The 19,120-nt window shown below is 70.2% G+C and carries 20 protein-coding genes and 1 other RNA gene; 16 read left to right on the top strand and 5 right to left on the bottom strand.

The genetic code is table 11. The annotated features are described in order from the left end of the window. The first annotated feature begins 2 nt into the window (after positions 1 to 2). Positions 3 to 569 carry a lipocalin family protein gene (locus tag LQ771_RS00920; RefSeq protein ID WP_231350534.1) on the top strand — a complete coding sequence of 189 codons (567 nt, stop codon included), beginning with the start codon at positions 3 to 5 and terminating at the stop codon, positions 567 to 569. Continuing rightward, a complete protein-coding gene (locus tag LQ771_RS00915; RefSeq protein WP_231350533.1) occupies positions 566 to 1,309 on the top strand; it encodes a hypothetical protein in 744 nt (247 codons plus the stop codon). Before LQ771_RS00920 ends, LQ771_RS00915 begins: the two co-directional genes overlap by 4 nt. Positions 1,310 to 1,458: 149 nt before the next feature. Here the strand turns inward: LQ771_RS00915 and LQ771_RS00910 are convergent, their stop codons facing one another. Continuing rightward, positions 1,459 to 2,322, bottom strand: a complete 864-nt coding sequence (locus LQ771_RS00910; protein ID WP_231350532.1) for a YicC/YloC family endoribonuclease — start codon at positions 2,320 to 2,322, stop codon at positions 1,459 to 1,461. A 77-nt stretch (positions 2,323 to 2,399) separates the two neighbouring features. On the opposite strand from LQ771_RS00910, the gene rph reads away from it, so the two are divergent. From rph to pepQ, 8 genes are all read left to right on the top strand, one after another. After that, positions 2,400 to 3,128 carry a ribonuclease PH gene (gene rph, locus LQ771_RS00905; protein ID WP_231350531.1) on the top strand — a complete coding sequence of 243 codons (729 nt, stop codon included), beginning with the start codon at positions 2,400 to 2,402 and terminating at the stop codon, positions 3,126 to 3,128. 3 nt (positions 3,129 to 3,131) lie between these two features. Continuing rightward, positions 3,132 to 3,728 (top strand): RdgB/HAM1 family non-canonical purine NTP pyrophosphatase, encoded by a 597-nt coding sequence (gene rdgB / locus LQ771_RS00900; RefSeq protein WP_231350530.1) that lies wholly within the window; start codon positions 3,132 to 3,134, stop codon positions 3,726 to 3,728. A gap of 2 nt (positions 3,729 to 3,730) precedes the next feature. After that, a complete protein-coding gene (hemW, locus tag LQ771_RS00895) occupies positions 3,731 to 4,897 on the top strand; it encodes a radical SAM family heme chaperone HemW (RefSeq protein WP_231350529.1) in 1,167 nt (388 codons plus the stop codon). Positions 4,898 to 4,976: 79 nt separating this feature from the next. After that, complete coding sequence (locus LQ771_RS00890) at positions 4,977 to 7,256, top strand: DUF1631 family protein (RefSeq protein ID WP_231350528.1); 2,280 nt, start codon at positions 4,977 to 4,979, stop codon at positions 7,254 to 7,256. Then, complete coding sequence (locus tag LQ771_RS00885) at positions 7,253 to 7,600, top strand: PilZ domain-containing protein (protein WP_231350527.1); 348 nt, start codon at positions 7,253 to 7,255, stop codon at positions 7,598 to 7,600. The genes LQ771_RS00890 and LQ771_RS00885 overlap by 4 nt, the downstream gene beginning before the upstream one ends. A gap of 69 nt (positions 7,601 to 7,669) precedes the next feature. Further along, positions 7,670 to 9,790 (top strand): DUF1631 family protein, encoded by a 2,121-nt coding sequence (locus LQ771_RS00880; protein ID WP_231350526.1) that lies wholly within the window; start codon positions 7,670 to 7,672, stop codon positions 9,788 to 9,790. Continuing rightward, entirely contained in the window at positions 9,787 to 10,134 is a 348-nt protein-coding gene (locus LQ771_RS00875; protein ID WP_231350525.1) for a PilZ domain-containing protein, read from the top strand. The genes LQ771_RS00880 and LQ771_RS00875 overlap by 4 nt, the downstream gene beginning before the upstream one ends. 100 nt (positions 10,135 to 10,234) lie before the next feature. Next, entirely contained in the window at positions 10,235 to 11,554 is a 1,320-nt protein-coding gene (gene pepQ, locus LQ771_RS00870; RefSeq protein WP_231350524.1) for a Xaa-Pro dipeptidase, read from the top strand. A gap of 183 nt (positions 11,555 to 11,737) precedes the next feature. On the opposite strand, the gene cydB is transcribed toward pepQ, so the two are convergent. The 4 genes from cydB to LQ771_RS00850 all read right to left on the bottom strand — a co-directional run bounded on the left by cydB (position 11,738) and on the right by LQ771_RS00850 (position 16,372). Then, positions 11,738 to 12,748, bottom strand: coding sequence for a cytochrome d ubiquinol oxidase subunit II (cydB, locus tag LQ771_RS00865; protein ID WP_231350523.1), 1,011 nt, complete (start codon positions 12,746 to 12,748; stop codon positions 11,738 to 11,740). A gap of 2 nt (positions 12,749 to 12,750) precedes the next feature. Next, a complete protein-coding gene (locus LQ771_RS00860) occupies positions 12,751 to 14,154 on the bottom strand; it encodes a cytochrome ubiquinol oxidase subunit I (protein WP_231350522.1) in 1,404 nt (467 codons plus the stop codon). 344 nt (positions 14,155 to 14,498) lie between these two features. After that, on the bottom strand, positions 14,499 to 15,809 hold the full coding sequence (locus tag LQ771_RS00855) for an aminopeptidase P N-terminal domain-containing protein (protein ID WP_231350521.1): 1,311 nt from the start codon (positions 15,807 to 15,809) through the stop codon (positions 14,499 to 14,501). Continuing rightward, positions 15,806 to 16,372, bottom strand: coding sequence for a UPF0149 family protein (locus LQ771_RS00850; protein ID WP_231350520.1), 567 nt, complete (start codon positions 16,370 to 16,372; stop codon positions 15,806 to 15,808). Before LQ771_RS00850 ends, LQ771_RS00855 begins: the two co-directional genes overlap by 4 nt. 155 nt (positions 16,373 to 16,527) lie before the next feature. Between LQ771_RS00850 and LQ771_RS00845 the strand changes: the two genes are divergently transcribed. The 6 genes from LQ771_RS00845 to rpiA all read left to right on the top strand — a co-directional run bounded on the left by LQ771_RS00845 (position 16,528) and on the right by rpiA (position 19,115). Continuing rightward, complete coding sequence (locus LQ771_RS00845; RefSeq protein ID WP_209617550.1) at positions 16,528 to 16,752, top strand: TIGR02449 family protein; 225 nt, start codon at positions 16,528 to 16,530, stop codon at positions 16,750 to 16,752. Beyond that, positions 16,752 to 17,069: a cell division protein ZapA gene (locus tag LQ771_RS00840; protein ID WP_231350519.1), complete on the top strand. Its 318-nt coding sequence runs from the start codon at positions 16,752 to 16,754 to the stop codon at positions 17,067 to 17,069. The genes LQ771_RS00845 and LQ771_RS00840 overlap by 1 nt, the downstream gene beginning before the upstream one ends. A gap of 7 nt (positions 17,070 to 17,076) precedes the next feature. Beyond that, a non-coding RNA gene (gene ssrS, locus LQ771_RS00835) (6S RNA) lies at positions 17,077 to 17,262 on the top strand. A gap of 91 nt (positions 17,263 to 17,353) precedes the next feature. Continuing rightward, positions 17,354 to 17,959 (top strand): 5-formyltetrahydrofolate cyclo-ligase, encoded by a 606-nt coding sequence (locus LQ771_RS00830; RefSeq protein WP_231350518.1) that lies wholly within the window; start codon positions 17,354 to 17,356, stop codon positions 17,957 to 17,959. Next, complete coding sequence (locus LQ771_RS00825) at positions 17,956 to 18,423, top strand: EVE domain-containing protein (protein WP_231350517.1); 468 nt, start codon at positions 17,956 to 17,958, stop codon at positions 18,421 to 18,423. The genes LQ771_RS00830 and LQ771_RS00825 overlap by 4 nt, the downstream gene beginning before the upstream one ends. A 56-nt stretch (positions 18,424 to 18,479) precedes the next feature. After that, positions 18,480 to 19,115, top strand: coding sequence for a ribose-5-phosphate isomerase RpiA (gene rpiA, locus LQ771_RS00820; RefSeq protein ID WP_231350516.1), 636 nt, complete (start codon positions 18,480 to 18,482; stop codon positions 19,113 to 19,115). The last annotated feature ends 5 nt before the right edge of the window (positions 19,116 to 19,120 follow it).

Raw genomic sequence — 19,120 nt, 5'->3', positions numbered from 1 at the left:
TCATGGGCCGCCTGGTTCCGATCTGCCTTGCCATGGCGTTCGCCGCCGGCTGTGCCGGCGCCCGGCCGCCGATCAGGCCGGCCACCGGGGTCGACCTGCCGCGCTTCATGGGCCGCTGGTACGTGATCGCGTCCATTCCGACCCGCTACGAGCGCGGCGGCCATAATCCGGTGGAAACCTACACGCTGACCCCCGACGGCACCATCTGCACCTGGTTCCGCCTGCGACCGGGCAGCTTCGATGCGCCGGTGAAACTGCTCCACTCCAGCGCCAGGGTGGTGCCGGACAGTGGCAATGGCCAGTGGCGTGTACAGCTGTTCGCGTTCTTCAGCGCCCAGTACCTGATCGGCTGGCTCAAGCCGGACTACAGTCAGGTGATGGTGGTGCGCGATGCGCGCGACTACCTCTGGTACATGGCGCGCACGCCGCAGGTTGCCGATGCGGAGTACCAGGCGATGCTGGGTCGAGCCGCCGCGATGGGATACGACGTCGCCCGCATCGTGAAGGCGCCGCAACGCTGGCCCGAAACGGGGGCTGGCAGCCAGACCTTTGCCGGAGCCTGCCGATGAAATACCTGGTTTTCCTGTCCGCGTGGGCGATGCCCGTGGTCGCGTGGCTGTCCAACGCAGGGGTGTTCGGCCCCACCAACGGCGAGATCTCAGACCGCTATCCGACCCTGATCGTGGCGGCCGGCTATGCCTTCGCCATCTGGGGGCCGATCTTCGCGCTGGACGTGCTGTTCGGCACCTGGCAGGCCTTCGATCGCGCGCGCGACCGCAGGCTGGCAAGCATCCGGCCGTGGACGACGCTGGGTTTCGCGATGACTTCGCTGTGGATGGTCGTGTTTTCGCTGCAGTGGTTCTGGCTGGCCTTGGCGATCATCTGGGTAAGCCTGGCCAGCCTGCTTTTTTCCGCCGCACGCGTATCGGATACCGCCGCCCACGGGCACGGCCGGTGGTGGCAATGGGTGCCACTCTCGCTTCACGCGGGCTGGGTGTCGCTGGCGGTGTTCCTCAACGTCGCCCAGGTGATCGTTGCCTACCGGCTGCTGCCGGTGGCGCACATGCTGCCCTGGTCGCTGGTCCTGTTCGTCCTCGTCGCGGCCCTGCTGCTGGGCTCGGTCCTGTACCTGCGCGGCAATCCCTGGTACGCCCTGGCCGCCGTGTGGGGCCTGATCGGCGTCTACGCCAGGCAACACCGGTCGGCGCTGGACGGAGCCGGGGTCGCGGCGTCGACCGCGCTGGGCCTGGCGGTGGTCATCGTGCTGGCCGCGCTGTACGCACGCTCGCGGCGGGCGCGCGGGGGCTGATCGCGGCGGCGGCTTTCCGCGTCGCCGGGACCAGCCTGGCGGATTTGCAGCCTGCGGGTACGCCGCAGGGGCCGACCCGGCGAGCACCGGGGCGCCGGCCCCGAGCATCCGGCTGCCCGCCCGACCCGTGCTGGCGGCCGACGCGGGCGTCACTCGATGTTCTGCACCTGCTCGCGCATCTGCTCGATCAGCACCTTGAGTTCCACGGCGGCATTGGTCGTGCGTGCATCGACCGACTTGGAACCAAGCGTGTTGGCTTCGCGGTTGAACTCCTGCATCAGGAAGTCGAGGCGGCGGCCGACCGGCTCCTTCAGGCCCAGCACGCGCCGGGTCTCGGCCACGTGGGTGGCCAGCCGGTCGAGCTCCTCGTCGACGTCGCTGCGGGTCACCTGCAGCACCAGCTCCTGTTCCAGCCGGCCGGGGTCGGCGGGCTGCCTGAGGTCGGCCAGGCGCGCTTCCAGGCGCGCGCGCAGGGCGGTGCGGATCTCCGGCATCCACTCGCGGACCTGTCCGACGATGCGTTCGATGGCGCCGAGCTTGTCGCGCAGGATCGATGCGAGCTGGGCTCCCTCGCGCTCGCGGGTCGCGCTGAGCGCATCCAGGGCACGTTCGAGCACCTCGAACAGCGCCGCCTGCAGGGCCTCCGGATCGGTCTCGGACTGGCGCAGCACGCCCGGGAAGCGCAGGAGCTCGGTCAGCTGCACCTGCATGCCGGGGAAGCGACCGGCCAGTTCGCGGTTCAGCGTGGCCAGGCGACCGAGCGTCACTTCGTCCACTTCCAGCGACTCGCCGCGCGCGTCGTTGCCGCGCAGACGCACGGTGAGGTCCACCTTGCCGCGCGACAGCCGCGCGGCCACGCGCTCGCGCAGTGCCGACTCGAAGCTGCGCAGCTCCTCGGGCAACCGCGGGCTGAGCTCCAGGTAGCGATGGTTGACGGTGCGCAGCTCGCAGCTGAGCGTGCCGGCAGGGCCCTGGGTTTCGGCACTGGCGTAGGCCGTCATGCTGCGGATCATGCGTCGAGCCTTGGGGTCGTTGGGGAAGCGGCAATGGTAAACTCTCGTCTCCCGCCTTGCCCAATCCAGGCCCCCGCATGACCATGACCCGCCCGAGCGGCCGCGCCAGCGACCAGCTGCGTCCGGTGACCCTGCAGCGCAACTACACCCGCCATGCCGAGGGCTCGGTGCTGGTGAGCTTCGGCGACACGCGCGTGCTGTGCACCGCGAGCATCGAGGACCGCGTGCCACCGTGGCTGCGCGGCAAGGGCGAGGGCTGGATCACCGCCGAGTACGGCATGCTGCCGCGCGCCACCGGCACGCGCACCCAGCGCGAGGCCGCGCGCGGCGTCCAGGGCGGGCGCACGCTGGAGATCCAGCGACTGATCGGCCGCTCGCTGCGCGCCTGCGTCAATCGCCAGGCACTGGGCGAGCGCGTGATCACGCTGGACTGCGACGTGATCCAGGCCGACGGCGGCACCCGCACCGCGGCCATCACCGGCGCCTACGTGGCGCTGGTCGACGCGGTCAATTTCCTGATGCGGCGCGAGAATCTCAAGCGCAACCCGATCGTCGGCGCGGTGGCGGCGGTGTCGGTGGGCATCTACCAGGGCGTGCCGGTGCTCGACCTGGACTACGCCGAAGACTCCGGCTGCGATACCGACATGAACGTGGTGATGAACGACGGCGGCGGTTTCATCGAAGTGCAGGGCACCGCCGAGGGCCATGCGTTCCGTCGCGACGAGATGGACGCGATGCTGGTGCTGGCCGAGAAGGGCATCGCCGAACTGGTCGCGGCGCAGCGCGCCGCGCTGGCGGAGGGCTGATCGATGCGTCGACTGGTACTGGCCAGCGGCAATCGCGGCAAGCTCGCCGAGTTCGAGCACCTGCTCGCCGACACCGGCTTCGAAGTGGTGACCCAGGGCAGCCTGGGCGTGCTCGACATCGAGGAGACCGGCACCACCTTCGTCGAGAACGCCCTGCTGAAGGCGCGTCATGCCGCACGCATCACCCGGCTGCCGGCGCTTGCCGACGACTCGGGCCTGTGCGTGGAACACCTCGACGGCGCGCCCGGCCTGTACTCGGCCCGCTACGCCGGCAGCCACGGCGACGCGCCGGCCAACCGCGCCAAACTGCTGCATGCGCTCGAGGGCGTGCCGGCCGAGCGGCGCGGCGCGTTCTTCATCTGCGTGCTGGTGCTGCTGCGCCACGCCGACGACCCGGCCCCGCTGATCGCCGAAGGCCGCTGGTACGGCCACGTGCTGGAGGCCGAGCGCGGCGACCTCGGTTTCGGCTACGACCCGCTGTTCCAGCCGGAAGGCCAGACGCTGTCGGCGGCCGAGCTCGACCCCTCGCTCAAGAACCGCCTGAGCCACCGCGGCCAGGCACTGGCCAGCCTGCACGCCCAGCTGGCCGCGCAGCACTAGCCATGCCGCTGACCGCGCCGCCGCTGGCGCTCTACGTGCACATGCCCTGGTGCGTGAAGAAGTGCCCGTACTGCGACTTCAACTCGCACGGGCTGCGCGGCGAGCCACCGCCCTACGCGGCCTACATCGACACGCTGCTGGCCGATCTCGACGCGGACCTGGCCGACTTCGGCGCGGCCGCCGAAGGCCGCCCGATCGTCAGCGTGTTCTTCGGCGGGGGCACGCCCAGCCTGTTCGCGCCCGGGCACGTCGCCCGCTTCCTGGACGGCGCCCGCGCGCGATTGCCGTTCGCGGACGATTGCGAGATCACGCTGGAGACCAACCCCGGCACGGTCGAACACGGCCGCTTCGACGGCTATCTGGCGGCCGGCGTGAACCGGCTTTCCTTCGGCATCCAGAGCTTCGACGACGACAAGCTCAGGCGCCTGGGTCGCATCCACTCCGCCAGCGAGGCCGAGGCTGCCGTCAAATCCGCGCAGGATGCCGGCTACGCGAACCTCAACCTCGACCTGATGTACGCGCTGCCGCGGCAGTCGCTGGACGGTGCGCTGGCCGACGTGGAGCGCGCGATCGCGCTGTCGCCGACGCACGTCTCGCACTACCAGCTCACGCTGGAGCCCAACACCGCCTTCGCCGCCAGCCCGCCGCCGCTGCCTGACGACGACGCGGCCTGGACCATGCAGGAGGCCTGCGAGGCGCGCCTGGCCGAGGCCGGCTATGGCCAATACGAAGTCTCCGCTTACGCCAGGCCCGACCGGCGCTCCCGGCACAACCTCAATTACTGGGAATTCGGCGATTACCTGGGGATCGGTGCCGGCGCGCACGGCAAGCTCACTGACGCGGGAACCGGCACCGTGCACCGGCGCTGGAAGAGCCGCCATCCGCGCACCTACCTGGAGGCCGCCGGCGGCCCCGCGCGCATCGGCGGCGGCGGCCCGGTCGAGCCGGCCGAGCTGCCGTTCGAATACATGCTCAATGCCCTGCGGCTCTACCAGGGCGTGCCGCTGGAGGCCTTTTCGCAGCGGACCGGCCTGCCCGCCGAGCGCATTGCTCCCGCCCTGGCCCAGGCCCACGCCCGCGGCTGGCTGACGGACGCGCCGGGGCGCCTGCAACCGTCCCAGCTCGGCCAGCGTTTCCTCAACGACCTGATCGGATTGTTCCTGGCCTGACAGCGGGTGATTCCGGCCTATGGCGGTCCGGAATCGACGCGCTTACACTGGCAGAGGTCAAAAATCCGAGAACTGCGTCATGGATGTCGAGCAAAGGCAGCACCCCGCGGCCCTGCCCGGATTGGACGATCAGGCCACCCTGCAGCTCCTGCCCGTGCGCATCCAGCGCCTGGTGGCGGAGTTGCGCGGACTATGCAACGCCCGGCTGCAGCCCGCGCTGGTCGATGCCCTCGATGCCCTCGACGATGCGCTGTACCAGCACGCGGAACGCTCGCGCGGCCATCTGGAACAGCAGCGCTGCTTCGACAGCCGGGCGATGGTGCGCTGCCACCGCGCCGCCTTCCTGCGCCTGATCGCCGACCACGTTGCCCGCAGCTTCGCCCGCCTGGGCGAAGTGCACGAGGCCGGCAACGTCCTCGCGCCGGCGCCGTCGTTGAGCCTGCTCGGGCGCGAGGAACACGAACTCAACGCGGCGCTGGAACAGCTCATCTCGCGTGGCGAGGCCCACACCGGCCCGGTGCTGGCCGAGCTTTCCTACCGGATGGCCGTGCTGGTCGGCGCGCCGCCGCTGGAAGGCGAGGCACTGCCCGCCTCGCCGCAGAGCCTGTCGGCCGCCGTGCGCCAGGCCATCCCGGCGCTGGACCTGCCGGCGGACCACCAGGTGCTGCTGGTACAGGCACTGGAGCGCAAGCTGGCGCCCATCCTCCCGGCGCTCTACGAAGCGGCGAACGCCCACCTGCTGGCCGGCGGCATCCTGCCCCACCTGCGCGCCTTCGCCGGCGCACGACCGGCCAACGCGCCGCCGGCCCCGCCCTCGATGAAGGCGCCGACGCCCGCGAACGAACCCGCCAGGCCGGCAACGGCCGCCAGCCACGAGCCGATCGCCGTGCTGGAGAACCTGCGCGATCTGCTGGCGCGTCAACGCGCCGGCGTGGCGCGCGTCGTCACCGGGCAGGCCGCCAGCGCCGCCGAACTGGAGATGGCCCTCGGCGCGCTGCAGCAGCACCTGGTCCAGGTCACCGACCGCGCCAGCCGTGAACTGCGCAGCGCCCAGCGCCTGCGCGAGGAACTGCTGACCCACCTCAATGCGGGCAAGCCGGCCGGCGCCGTGCGCACCGGCCTGAGCGAGGAGCAGGACGACACGGTGGAACTGGTCGCGCGATTGTTCGAACAGCTTGGCCAGCAGCTGCATCCTGGCCCCGGGGCGACCGCCCTGCTGGGCGATCTTCAGGTGCCGATCCTGCGCATGGCGATGAGCGATCGCGGCTTCTTCGAGCAGGCCGAGCATCCGGCCCGCCACCTGCTCGGCACACTGGCCGAGGCGACCAACGACTGGGGCGACGGCAAGGACATCGACCCGGACCTCGCCACCCAGCTCAGCCGGCTGGTCGCCCGCGCGCAGCGCGAGGCGCCCAGCGCCGGCCTGTACACCAGCCTGCTGGCGGACATCCGCCACCACCTGGCCCAGCTCAGCCGCAAGGCGCAGGTGACCGAGCGGCGCCAGGTCGAGGCCATGCAGGGCCGCGAGCGCCTGCACCAGGCGCGCGAGCGCGCGTCGGAGGTGCTGAACGCGCGCTTTGCCGAGACCACGCCGCGCGGCCTGCTGCGCGCGCTGCTCGACCGCGCCTGGTCGGACGTGCTGGCGCTGGCCCTGCTGCGCCACGGCGAGGACAGCGAGGCCTTCACCGAGCGCCTGCGGCTGACCGACCAGCTGCTCGGCCGCCTGCCGGTGGAAGATCCGCTGCGCCTGCGCCTTGCGGTGGAGGATCACCTGCAGCAGATCGGCATGCAGGCCGAGGAGGCCGAGCAGGTGGCCCAGCGCCTGATCGGCGGTGAAGCCACTCCCGCGAGGTCGGTGGAACGCACCGGCGAGGCGGCGCCTGCAACGGCCCCCGCGGTGGCGGAGGCGGCAGCGCCGACCGCCCATGCGCAGGCGGCCGAGCCGCCCAGCGCGACCGACCTGGCCCTGCGCCTGAAACAGCGCCAGCGCCTGGGCGAACACCGCGGGCAGGAATCGCGCCCGACCACCCCGCAGGACCCCGAGCCACCCCTTGGGCCGCAGGAAGCACGCATCCACAACCGCTTGCGACAGTTGCCCTTCGGCAGCTGGTTCGAGTTCGTCGACACGCACACCGGCGTCGTCGAACGTCGCAAGCTGGCCTGGTTCTCGCCGTTGTCGGGCAACACGCTGTTCGTCAACCGACGTGGCCAGCGGGTGGCCGAGATGAACCTGCGCGAGCTGGCCGCGGCCATCGCCAGCGGCCGCGTGCGTGAACAGGTGGCGGCGCGCGACGGCCTGTTCGACCGCGCCTGGCGCGCCCTCACCGGCAGCCTGCAGCGCCCGACCGCCCGCGCATGACCGCCCAGGTCATTTCGTTCGAGCAGCGCCGCGCGCCACGCAAGCGCGCGGCGGCCTCGCCGCTGGTGACCGACACCATCAGCGCGCGGCCGCTGGGTCACCTGTGCAACCTGTCGGCCAGCGGCGTGCTGCTCATCGCCCCCGATCGGCCGCGCAGCGAGGCGGTGTTCCAGGTGCGCCTGCCGCTGGCCGATGGACGCCACGGCGCCAGCGCGATCGAACTCGGCCTGCAGGAGCAATGGCAGCAGGCGGCCAATGCCGGCCAGGTGTGGGTCGGTTACCGCATCATCGCGATCGCACCGGATGACGCGCTCACCCTGGTGCAGTGGCTGCAGCGCGCCTGAACCGGCCACCGTGACGCGCCTGCGTCATCGGCATAGACTCGCAGACATCGTGGTAGAGCAAGGCTTCCCATGGCTGTCGAACAACCGGACCGCTCGAGCACAGGCGCCCCGTCGGCGCATTGGCCGGCGAGAACGCGCCGGCTGGTCGAGGAGGTCTGCCAGCTCTGCAGCGAGTGGTTGTCCGGGCCGCTGAGGTCCTGTCTGGCGGACTTCGACCGCGCCCTGCACGAGCGTGCGGCCAACGCCCGCAGCCACCTCGACCAGCAGCGCTACCAGGCCACCCGCCAGCGCCTGGTGCAGGAGCGCGAGGCGTTCGAGCAGCGCTTCGTCGGCTGTATCCACCAGGCCCTGCTGGAACTGGGCTCGCAGCCCGCCGCGCCGCAATCTCCCGCGCGCCAGACCCTGAGCCTGCTCGACCCGATCGAACACGAGATGACCGCCGCGCTGGACCAGCTGGTCGCCCGCAGCGCGGCCCGTGGCGGACCCTTGCTGGTGGAGCTCGGCTACCGCCTGGCGGTGCTGATCGGCATGCCGCCACTGGAAAGTGAGGCCATGCCGCTCGGGCCGCAGGCGATGGCCAGGGCGTTCCGCGATTCCAGCGCGGCGCTCGGCCTGCCGGCCGAGCACCACCTGCTGTTGCTGCAGGCGGTCGAAGGCAAGCTGATCGACGGCCTGGCCCCGCTGCACGAGGTGGTCAACAACCACCTGGCCGCCGCCGGCATCCTGCCGCGGCTGCGCCCCTTCCCGCTGCCGCGCTCGCCGCGCCGGCCCCGCCGGACGCGCCCGTTGCCGGCCGCACCCGCACCGGCCGGCGAATCGGCCGACGCGCCGGCGCGGCCGTCCGGCCTGCGCGAACTGCTCACCCACCAACGCGGCCCGCGCCCGGTGCCTGACCACGCACGCTTCGCCACCACGGGCGAACTCGATGCCGCCCTCGCCGCCCTGCCACAAGGTGCCGCGGCCCGGGACCTGCCGCGTCGCCCGCAGCGCCTGCGCGAAGCGCTGGTCGACCAGCTCAACGCCGGACAGCCGCTGGACGCCGTGCCCCTCCTGCCCAGCCCGGATGCCGACGACACCCTGGAACTGATCGCACGGCTGTTCGACACACTGCGCCGGCAGCTGCCGCCCGCGGGATCCGCGCACGCCCTGCTCGACCGCGTGCAATTGCCCATGCTGCGCGCCGCCCTGGCGGACGAGGGCTTTTTCGAGCGGCGCGAACAGCCCGCCCGCCAACTGCTGGAGCAATTGATCGAGGCCGCCCGCGAGTGGCTGGATGGCGCCGACGGCAGCCTCGTCGCCCCGCTGGAACAATTGCTCGATCGCCTCGATCGCGAGTCGCCGACTCCCACGCTGCATGCCGGGTTGGCGGCCGAACTGGAACGGCAGGTGGCCCAGCAGCAGCGCCGGGCGCAGGCCACCGAGCGTCGGCACATCGAGGCGATGCAGGGCCGCGAGCGCCTGGAACAGGCCCGCCAGCGGGCCGCCGAACTGCTCACCGGACTGCTCGCCAAGGCACCGCCGCGACCCGCGCTGCGGGCGTTGCTCGAACATGCCTGGTCGGACGTGCTTGCGTTGACCCTGCTGCGCCATGGCGAGCAGAGCGAGAGCTTCGCCCGCCGGCTGGTGATCACTGACCAGCTGCTCGGCCGCCTGCCCCCGGGCAACCTGGATGCCCTGCAGGCCGAGGTGGTTGCCGGACTCCAGCAGATCGGCATGCAAGGAGAAGAGGCCAACGAGCTTGCGCAACGGTTGATCGGTGCGGGCGCCGTCATGCAGGAAGGCGACACCGCCGGGCTGACCGGACTGGCGATGCGCCTGAAACAACGGCACGGGCCGGGCGAGGCGGCACGGCCGGCCCAGGCCCAGGCGCCAGTGCCCTCGGCCGAGGCCTTGCGTCTGCACCAGCGCCTCAGCCGGCACTCCGGCGACTGGTTCGAGTTCGTCCAGGCGGACGGTGGCCGGGTCCGGCGCAAGCTCGCCTGGTACTCCGCGCGCGCCGCGCGTGGCCTGTTCGTGACGCGCCAGGGGCAGCGCGCCGGGGAGATGAGCGTGGCCGACCTCGCCCAAGCGATCGCCGCGGGTAAAGTCCGCGCGCTGCCGGCCGTTAACGAGAGTGACCTGGACCGTGCCTGGCGTGCGCTGACCGACAGCCTGCGCCAGGCGACCCCGATGCCTGGAGCCCGTTCGTGACACCCGACCCGCAGGAGAGCCGCCGTGCCCATCGCAAGCCGGTCAACATCGCCGCCGAAGTGGTCGACGCGATCAGTGGCAGGCGCATGGGCCAGCTCGGCAACCTTTCGGCCAGTGGCATGTTGCTGATCGGCAGCGAGGCGCCGCGAAGCGAGGCGATCTACCAACTGCGCCTGCCGCTGCCGGGACTGTCCCAGGGCACGCCGGTCATCGAGGTCGGCGTACAGGAACAGTGGCACGAGGAGGCGGCCACTCCCGGCCAGTTCTGGGCCGGCTACCGCATCATCGCCATCGGCGACCAGGAATCGGCGCAGCTCCAGCGCTGGCTCGAAATGCCTGGCTGAGTTTCCTCATGGGTGGCCCTCGGCGGCCCACCGCGCGATCATGGGCAGTCTCCCCACCGGCGGGGCCGCCTCGCGCCCGCCGCCCGACGAAGGACGCCGCATGACCGAGAACCTCGCCCCGCTTTACGCCCAGCACCTGGCCACCCTGCGCGAACGCGCGGACCGGGCGCTCGCACTGGGCGGCTTCGACCGGTTGCTGATCGCCGCGGGCAAGCCGCTGAACAAGTTCCTGGACGACCAGGATTTCCCGTTCGTCTCCAACCCGCACTTCCGCCACTGGCTGCCGCTCACCGACGCGCCGGGCAGCTGGATCGTGTACGAGCCCGGCAAGAAGCCGAAGCTGGTGTTCGTGCAGCCGCGCGACTACTGGCACGTGGTACCGGCAGCCCCAAGCGGCTACTGGGTCGATCAGTTCGACATCCACGTCGCGCGCAGCGATGCCGATGCGACCGCCGTGCTCCCCAGGCAGGGCCGCAACGCCGTCATCGGGTCGGCCTGCCCGTCGATCGAAGGCGTCGAGGCTAACAATCCCGAGCCGGTGATGAACTACCTGCACTGGCATCGCAGCTACAAGACACCCTACGAACTCGCGCTGATGCGCGAAGCCAGCCGCATCGGTACCCGTGCGCACCGCGCGGCCGAAGGCGCCTTCCGCAACGGCGAGAGCGAGTTCGGCATCCACATGGCCTACCTCGCCGCCGCGCGGCAGATCGACGCCGAGCTTCCGTACGCCAGCATCGTCGGCCTGAACGAGCATGGCGCGGTGCTGCACTACAGCCACTTCGACCGCCAGCCGCCGTCGGTGCACCGCTCGTTCCTGATCGATGCCGGCGCCAGCTGCGCGGGTTACGCCAGCGACATCACCCGCACCTACGCCGCCGCCGGCGCGGGCGAGTTCCAGGCGCTGATCGACAGCATGGACCTCGCCCAGCGCGAGCTCGCCTCGAAGGTGCGCCCTGGCCAGAGCTACCCCGAACTGCACATCCACGCCCACCATCTGGTGGCCGGCGTGCTGCGCGAGCACGGGATCATCCGCATGGATGCCGAGTCGGCGGTCGCCAGCGGGGTGACCTCGGCGTTCTTCCCGCACGGCCTGGGTCACCCGATCGGCCTGGCGGTGCACGACGTGGCCGGCTTCCAGCAGAACGAGCGCGGCGGCAGCATCCCGCGTCCGCAAGGCCATCCCTACCTGCGCATGACCCGCGTGCTCGAGGCCGGGATGGTGGTGACGATCGAGCCGGGCCTGTACTTCATCGACATGCTGCTGGACGAACTGCGCGCCAACCCGGCCGCGAAGGACGTCGACTGGGCCCGTGTCGATGCGTTCAGGCCCTACGGCGGCATCCGCATCGAGGACGACGTGGTGTGCACGGAAGGCGCGCCGGAAAACCTCACCCGCGACGCCTTCGCCCTCCTCTAGCCGCAAACCGTAGGAGCCCACTTGTGGGCGATGCGCTTCGCACGCAACCGGGAGTCGGGAGTCGGGAGTCGGGAGTCGGGAGTCGGGAAAGCGAAGCACGGCTCCGCTTTGACGAATCCCCAATCCCGAATCCCCGAAGAGCAAGGCATCGCCCGCAAGCGGGCTCCTACGAAGAGCGGTGCGTCAGTGGTACCCCTCGCCGGCCAGCACCTTGCCGCGGAACACCCGGTACGAATACACCGTATAGGCCAACACCGCGGGGATCAGGAACGCCGCCCCGACCAGCACGAAGCCCTGCGAGGACGGCGGCGAGGCGGCGTCCCAGATGCTCATGCTCGGCGGCACGATGTTCGGCCACATGCCCGCCACCAGCCCGATGAAGCCGAGTGCGAAGAAACACAGCGCCAGCACGAACGGCTGCACCTCGCGGTTCTTCAGCACCGCCCGCCACAACAGCACTGCGTCGAGCACCGTGAGGGCCGGCACCGGCGACAGCCACAGCATGTGCGCCCCGGTGAACCAGCGTTCCATCAGCTGCGAATCCAGGAAGGGCAACCACGCGCTGACCATCAGCATGAAGCCGATCACCGCCAGCATCAGCGGCCGGGTGAGATCGAAGGCGATACGCTGCAGCCGGCCCTCGGTCTTGAGGATCAGCCAGGTCGCCCCCAGCAGCGCATAACCGAACACCACCGCCACGCCGGTCATCACCGCGAACGGGCTGAACCAGCCGAACGCGCCCTGTACGTACTTGCCGCCGGTCAACGGCATGCCCTCGACCAGCGCGCCCAGGATCAGGCCCTGCGCGAAGGCGGTGACCACCGAGCCCACGCTGAAGGCCACGCCCCACAGCCAGCGCGAGGTGTGCGCCTTGAAACGGAACTCGAACGCCACGCCACGGAAGATCAGCGCGATCAGCATCGCCAGGATCGGCAGGTACAGCGCCGACAGCACGACCGCGTAGGCCCTGGGGAAAGTCGCCATCAAACCCGCGCCACCGAGCACCAGCCAGGTTTCGTTGCCGTCCCAGATCGGCGCGGCGGTGTTCATCATGTGGTCGCGCTGGTCTTCGTCGTCGGCGAACGGCAGCAGGATGCCCAGCCCCAGCACGAAGCCGTCCAGCAGCACGTACATGATCACCGCGAAGCCGATGATGAAAAACCACACCACGGGGAGAACGGTCGCCCAGTCCATCGTCAGTCTCCCATCGGATCGTCGGGTGCCGACAGCGGACGCGCCGGTGTGCGGGCACGGCTGCCGTGCACCGGCGTGGCCGGTTGCCCGCGTTGCGGCGCCGGCAGCGGCCCGTCCCGGAACAGCTTGAGCAGGTACCAGATGCCGGCGCCGAAGATGCCCAGGTAGACCACCACGAAGGTGACCAGCGAGGCCAGCACGCTACCCGCCGGCAGTTCCGTGGCTGCTTCCGAGGTTCGCATCAGGCCCTGCACGACCCAGGGCTGGCGACCTACTTCGGCGACCCACCAGCCGGTCAGCAACGCGACGAAGCCCGAGGGGATCATCACCACCCACGCCTTCAGGTACCCGCGACCGGAGAAGAGCGTGCCGTGCTTCCAGCGCCACAACCCGACCAGCGCCAGCGCCAGCATCAGCAGGCCCAGACCGACCATGACACGGAAGGAGAAGAACGGGATCTTGACCGGCGGACGCTCGTCGCGCGGGAAATCCTTCAGGCCCTTGACCTCGCCGTCCCACGAATGCGTGAGGATCAGGCTGCCCAGGTGCGGCACCTCCACCGCGTAGCGGTTGGCCTCGGCCTGCTCGTCGGGCCAGGCGAACAGCGCCAGCGGCACGCTGCTGGCGGTCTCCCAGCGCGCCTCGATGGCGGCCAGCTTCGCCGGCTGGTACTCGCGCACCTTCAGGCCCGCCATGTCGCCGATGACGATCTGGATCGGAATCACGATCGCCAGGAACGCCAGTGCCAGCTTGAGCATCGCCCCGGCGCGGTCGACGAAGCGCCCCTTGAGCAGATAGAAGGCCGACACGCCCCCGACCACCATGGCGGTCGAAATGAACGCGGCCAGCACCATGTGCGGCAGGCGCACCAGGAACGAGGGATTGAAGATCACCTGCCACCAGTCGGCGGGGTAGAACACGCCCTCGCGGATCTCGTAGCCGGCCGGGGTCTGCATCCAGCTGTTGGCGGACATGATCCAGAACGAGGACAGCAGGGTGCCGAGACAAACCATGCAGGTAGCGAGGAAATGCATCCTGTCGCTGACCTTCTTCCAACCGAACAGCATCACGCCCAGGAAGGTCGCTTCGAGGAAGAACGCGGTCAGCACCTCGTAGTTGAGCAGGGGACCGACGACGTTGCCGGCGGCGATCGAGAAGCCGGCCCAGTTGGTGCCGAACTGGAAGCTCATCACGATGCCCGACACCACGCCCATGCCGAAGGCAACGGCGAAGATCTTCAGCCAGAAGAAATACAGGTCACGCCACAGGTCGGTGCGCTTGACCAGCCACACGCCCTCGATGAACGCCAGCCACGCCGCCGTCCCGATGGTGAAGGCGGGGAACAGGATGTGGAAGGACATCACCCACGCGAACTGCAGGCGCGAGAGGAACTCGGCAGTCGGCATGCTTCACTCCCGGGGGGAAGGGCATCGGCGACTATAGACACGCGCGGCGTGACGGCCGCGGCATCGCGACAGGCTGCCGCGCGGCGTGGCGCCGCAGGAGCCTTCGCCATGAATGGATGGGGCGCCCTGCCCGGATCCTCACCCGCGCGTCGGCGCCCTCCGGGAGGGGCGCGTTTCAACCCGGCCCCTCGACTCCGCCCTGCAGGCGCCCGGCGCGCACGGGCTTGCGCATCGCGCGAGCCCTCTCGCGGGAGACGGGATAGCGCCGGGCGCGGCGCGGCACCCGAAGAGCCATCATCCGTGCAGCATTGATCGCACGGAAGCGACGCCGCGCACGCGAGGGTTCAACGCCTGCCCAACACCCGCGCCAGCTCCTCCGGCTCCTTCGGCACGGCCTCCGTGAGCACCACGTTCCCGTCCGCACTCACCGCCACGTCGTCCTCGATGCGGATGCCGATGCCGCGCCAGCGCTCGGCCACGCCGCGCAGGTCGGGCGGTACGTAGATGCCCGGTTCCACCGTCACCACCATGCCCGGCTCCAGCAGGCGCGCATCGCCATCGACGCGGTAATCGCCCACGTCGTGCACGTCCAGCCCCAGCCAGTGCCCGGTCTTGGAGGGGAAGAAGGCCTTGTACGCGCCACTGTCGATCGCCGCATCGGCCGAGCCCTTGAGCAGTCCCAGCGCACACAGGCCCTCGGCGATCACCCGCACCGCCGCGTGGTGCGCGGCATCGAACGGGCGACCGGGTCCCACCTCGTCGATCGCCGCCTGCTGCGCGGCCAGCACCACCTCGTACAGGGCGCGCTGCTCGCGCGACCAGCGCCCGTTGACGGGAAAGGTGCGCGTGATGTCGGAGGCGTAGCAGTCCACCTCGGCGCCGGCGTCGATCAGCAGCAGATCGCCGTCCTTCAGCGGCGCGCGGTTGGCCAGGTAGTGCATGGTGCATGCGTTGACCCCGCCGGCGACGATCGGCGGGAAGGCCGGCACCGCGCCACGGCCGCGCATCACCCGCAGCAGTTCGGCCTCGACTTCGTATTCCAGCCGTCCAGGCAGCGCGGCCGCCATCGCCGCCACGTGTGCCTCGGCGGCGATCGCCGCCGCCTGACGCATGAGCTTCAGCTCGCCCCGCGACTTGTAGAGCCTGAGGTCGTGCAGCAGATGCCCCAGCGCCACGAATTCCTTCGGCACCACGCCCCCGCCGCGCAACTGGCGCAGGCGGCGCATCCAGCCGAGCAGGTGCGCATCGAAATCAGGCTCTCGCCCGAAATGGCAGTACACCCGCGCGCGCCCCTCGATCATGCCCGGCAGGATGTCGTCGATGTCCTCGATCGGGAACGCATCGTCCAGCCCGAAGCTGCCGACCGCGCCCTCGGTGCCGGCCACCTCGCCGTGCCAGCGCTCATGCGCGGGGTCGCGCTCGCGGCAGAACAGTACCGCCTCGCCGTGCGCGCGACCGGGCAGCAGGGCCAGCACGGCGTCGGCTTCCGGAAAGCCCGTGAGATAGTGGAAGTCCGAGTCCTGCCGATACGGCCAGGCGGCATCGGCGTTGCGCATGCGCTCGGGCGCGGCGGCGACCAGCAGCGCCGCGTCGGCGCCGGCCATGCGCATCAGCTGGCGCCGACGGCGCGCGAATTCGGCGATCGCGATGCTCAATGCAGGGTGTCGTTCGCCGGGCGCTGCGCGGAGTGGATCTCGGCGAACAACAGCATGGCGCCCATGCGCACGAACTCGTGCACCTCGATCAGCGCATCCTCGTCCTCGCTCTCGTCGCCGAAATCGAAGGCCGAACTGGCGATCGTGGTGAGGTCGCGCAGGATTTCCTGCGCCTCTTCGGACAATTGCGCGTGGGTGCCGGCGCCGGCCAGGCCGAAGCCGCCAAGGAAGCCCCGGCACCACTCCACCAGCGCCTCGGCACGTTCGGCCAGCGGACGATCGTCCGCCGGCAGCAAGGGCTCGAAGCCGAGTTCGGGGTCCGCCAGCTCGCCGCGGGACTGGGTCGCCAGCCGCTCCAGCAGCGCCTGGTCATGCGGTGCCGGCACGACCGCCTCGCCGCCTTCGAACGCCAGCGCCGCCAGCAACGGTTGCCTTTCCAGCGAGCCCCCGCCGGCCAGGTAGCCGCAGAGCGAGCCATGCAGCTCGCTCGCGTCCGCGCCGATGCGCATGCGCACGAGCGCGGCATCCAGCTCGTCGTAGCCGAGTAAATCGGGGGCGGTCATGGCGGATCTCCACGGGGATCGGCCACCAAGTCTAATCGCCCCGGGCTCTTGTAGGAGAGCGCCTGGGCGCGGCCGGACAGGCGGTCGCGCCCCTGCGCGCCGCCATGGGGAAATGCCGCACCTTTTCCCGCGGCAGGCTTGCTATATTTCACACCATGAGCACGCCCGATCCCGTCCAGCAGGAATTGGCCACCCTGAACCAGCAGCTGGACCGCCTGCTGGACCTCGTGCGCCGGCTGCAGGAGGAAAACCGCAGCCTGCGGCACAGCCAGGAACAGCTGGCCAACGAGCGGGCGGGCCTGATGGCGCGCAACGACCAGGCGCGCACGCGCGTCGAGGCCATGATCCAACGGTTGAAAGCCCTCGAGAACAACGGCTGATGAGCAGCACGCCCTCCCCCGCTTCCGAGCCGGTCGCGCTGCGCCTGCTGGATCGCGAATTCCTGATCGCCTGCGCCCCCGAGGAGCGCGAGGGCCTGCTCGCCGCGGCCACCTTCCTCGACCAGAAGATGCGCGAGCTGCGCGCCAATGCCCGCACGCCCGGTTTCGACCGGCTGGCGGTGCTCGCGGCGATCAGCGTGACCCACGAGTACCTGGGCCTGCGCAGACAACACGACGGGGCTGATCGCAGCGTGACTGACGGTCTCGCCGCATTGCGTCGCAAGCTTGAAGCGGCGCTCGACGCGCAAGTAAGATAGTCCCCGGCGTTTTCTGCGGTGTGCGCCAGCACACTCTTACATTTGCCTTGTTCCTACATACGACCCCGGGTCGGCTTCACATGGTTGTTGTGCATGTCCGCCGCGTGCGGAAAGCCTTGAAGGCCATGTAGTCCTCCCACCTGATCCAAAAGGATCAAGGTCGTTCGGTGGGCAGCGGCATCGCGGTTGACGCCACCTCTTTTCCGCCCCGGCCGACGTTGACGCAACGTCGGCCGGGTGCGTGAGCGGCGCCGTCGCGCCCTCTTGCCAGGAGATGCGCGAACGTGGACGCCACCGCCCAACGCCGCGAACTGCGCCAGCATCTCGCCGCCCGCCGCCGCGCACTGACGCCGGCGCAGCGCATCGCCGCCGCGCAGGGCCTCAGGCACAGCCTCGAACAGCTCCCCGAGTACCACACCGACGCTCGCGTGGCCGGCTACTGGGCCTGCGATGGCGAGCTGCCGCTGAACCTGGCGATCCCGCCACTGGCTGCGCGCGGCCAGCGCTTCCTGCTTCCGGTACTGGGCGAGGACCGGGGACTGCGCTTCGCCCCCTGGTCGGCCGGCGAGGATGTCGAGCCCAACCGCTATGGCATCCCCGAACCGGTGGCGCCGCGGGAATGGTTCGCTCCGTTCCAGCTCGACCTGGTGCTCGTCCCGTTGCTGGGCTTCGACCGCCGTGGTCACCGGCTCGGCTACGGCGGCGGCTGGTATGACCGCAGCTTTGCGTTCCTGAACGACCAGGCACGCCCCACCGAGCCACTTCTGGTCGGCGTCGCCTACGACTTCCAGGAGTTGCCCGCGATCGCGCCCGAACCCTGGGATGTACCGCTGGACTACATCGCCACCGATCGCGAACTGATCGACTGCCACCCGGAAGCCTCCCGATGAGCGAGCGGCCCTACTCCCACTGGCTGATGAAGTCCGAGCCGGACACCTTCTCCATCGACGACCTCAGGCAGCGCAAGCGCGAGCCCTGGGACGGCGTGCGCAACTACCAGGCGCGCAACTTCATGCGCGACGGCATGCGCAAGGGCGACAAGGTTTTCTTCTACCATTCCAACTGCGCCGAACCGGGCATCGCCGGCATCGCCGAGGTGGCCAGCGAGGCCTACCCGGACCCGAGCCAGTTCGATCCGAAGAGCAAGTATTTCGACCCTGCCAGCTCGCGCGACAACCCGCGCTGGATGCTGGTGGACGTGAAGTACGTGCGCAAGCTCAAGCGCGTGATCACGCTGGACGAGCTCAAGAACCAGCCCGCGCTCGCGGACATGGCGCTGGTGCGCAAGGGCAACCGCCTGTCGGTGATGCCGGTGGGCGCGCAGGACTGGGAATTCATCCTGGCGCTCGAGTAACCACCGATCCGACGCCCGCCGACGGCAGGCGCGCAGACCTCCCCAAGGAAACCTCCATGAGCAACGAAAAGCGCCTCGCCGGCGAAGCCGCCATCCGCTACGTCGAGGACGGCGCCATCGTGGGTGTCGGCACCGGCTCGACCGTGGCCTTCTTCATCGACGCGCTGGCCGGCATCAAGCACCGCATCCACGGCGCGGTATCCAGTTCCGAGCAGTCGACCGCGCAACTGAAGCGACACGGCATACCGGTGCTCGACCTCAATGCCACCGGGCCGCTTTCGCTGTACGTCGATGGCGCCGACGAGTGCGATCCGCACAAGCGGCTGATCAAGGGTGGCGGCGCCGCGCTCACCCGCGAGAAGATCGTCGCCGAGGCGAGCGCGCAGTTCGTCTGCATCATCGATTCGAGCAAGCGCGTGGACCTGCTCGGCCGCTTTCCGCTGCCGATCGAGGTGATCCCGATGGCGCGCAGCCTGGTCGGTCGCGAGATCGTCAAGCGCGGCGGGCAGCCGGTGTGGCGCGACGGCGTGGTGACCGACAATGGAAACTGGGTGATCGACGTGCACGGCTGGCAGATCACCGATCCGGTGGCGCTGGAGTCCGAGCTGAACCAGATTCCGGGCGTGGTCACCGTCGGCCTGTTCGCGCGGCGCCCGGCCGATATCGTGCTGGTGGGCGACAAGGAAATGTAGTCCGG

It is taken from the genome of Frateuria soli, from assembly GCF_021117385.1.
Taxonomy (GTDB): domain Bacteria; phylum Pseudomonadota; class Gammaproteobacteria; order Xanthomonadales; family Rhodanobacteraceae; genus Frateuria_A; species Frateuria_A soli.
This window is presented reverse-complemented; position numbering and strand designations above follow the sequence as displayed.

What these genes read in the sequence shown, in the direction of transcription:
- LQ771_RS00920 (WP_231350534.1), top strand. Translation starts at nt 3, where the DNA reads ATGGGCCGCCTGGTTCCGATCTGCCTTGCCATGGCGTTCGCCGCCGGC.
- LQ771_RS00915 (WP_231350533.1), top strand. Translation starts at nt 566, where the DNA reads ATGAAATACCTGGTTTTCCTGTCCGCGTGGGCGATGCCCGTGGTCGCG.
- LQ771_RS00910 (WP_231350532.1), bottom strand. Translation starts at nt 2,322, where the DNA reads ATGATCCGCAGCATGACGGCCTACGCCAGTGCCGAAACCCAGGGCCCT.
- rph (WP_231350531.1), top strand. Translation starts at nt 2,400, where the DNA reads ATGACCATGACCCGCCCGAGCGGCCGCGCCAGCGACCAGCTGCGTCCG.
- rdgB (WP_231350530.1), top strand. Translation starts at nt 3,132, where the DNA reads ATGCGTCGACTGGTACTGGCCAGCGGCAATCGCGGCAAGCTCGCCGAG.
- hemW (WP_231350529.1), top strand. Translation starts at nt 3,731, where the DNA reads ATGCCGCTGACCGCGCCGCCGCTGGCGCTCTACGTGCACATGCCCTGG.
- LQ771_RS00890 (WP_231350528.1), top strand. Translation starts at nt 4,977, where the DNA reads ATGGATGTCGAGCAAAGGCAGCACCCCGCGGCCCTGCCCGGATTGGAC.
- LQ771_RS00885 (WP_231350527.1), top strand. Translation starts at nt 7,253, where the DNA reads ATGACCGCCCAGGTCATTTCGTTCGAGCAGCGCCGCGCGCCACGCAAG.
- LQ771_RS00880 (WP_231350526.1), top strand. Translation starts at nt 7,670, where the DNA reads ATGGCTGTCGAACAACCGGACCGCTCGAGCACAGGCGCCCCGTCGGCG.
- pepQ (WP_231350524.1), top strand. Translation starts at nt 10,235, where the DNA reads ATGACCGAGAACCTCGCCCCGCTTTACGCCCAGCACCTGGCCACCCTG.
- cydB (WP_231350523.1), bottom strand. Translation starts at nt 12,748, where the DNA reads ATGGACTGGGCGACCGTTCTCCCCGTGGTGTGGTTTTTCATCATCGGC.
- LQ771_RS00860 (WP_231350522.1), bottom strand. Translation starts at nt 14,154, where the DNA reads ATGCCGACTGCCGAGTTCCTCTCGCGCCTGCAGTTCGCGTGGGTGATG.
- LQ771_RS00850 (WP_231350520.1), bottom strand. Translation starts at nt 16,372, where the DNA reads ATGACCGCCCCCGATTTACTCGGCTACGACGAGCTGGATGCCGCGCTC.
- LQ771_RS00845 (WP_209617550.1), top strand. Translation starts at nt 16,528, where the DNA reads ATGAGCACGCCCGATCCCGTCCAGCAGGAATTGGCCACCCTGAACCAG.
- LQ771_RS00840 (WP_231350519.1), top strand. Translation starts at nt 16,752, where the DNA reads ATGAGCAGCACGCCCTCCCCCGCTTCCGAGCCGGTCGCGCTGCGCCTG.
- LQ771_RS00825 (WP_231350517.1), top strand. Translation starts at nt 17,956, where the DNA reads ATGAGCGAGCGGCCCTACTCCCACTGGCTGATGAAGTCCGAGCCGGAC.
- rpiA (WP_231350516.1), top strand. Translation starts at nt 18,480, where the DNA reads ATGAGCAACGAAAAGCGCCTCGCCGGCGAAGCCGCCATCCGCTACGTC.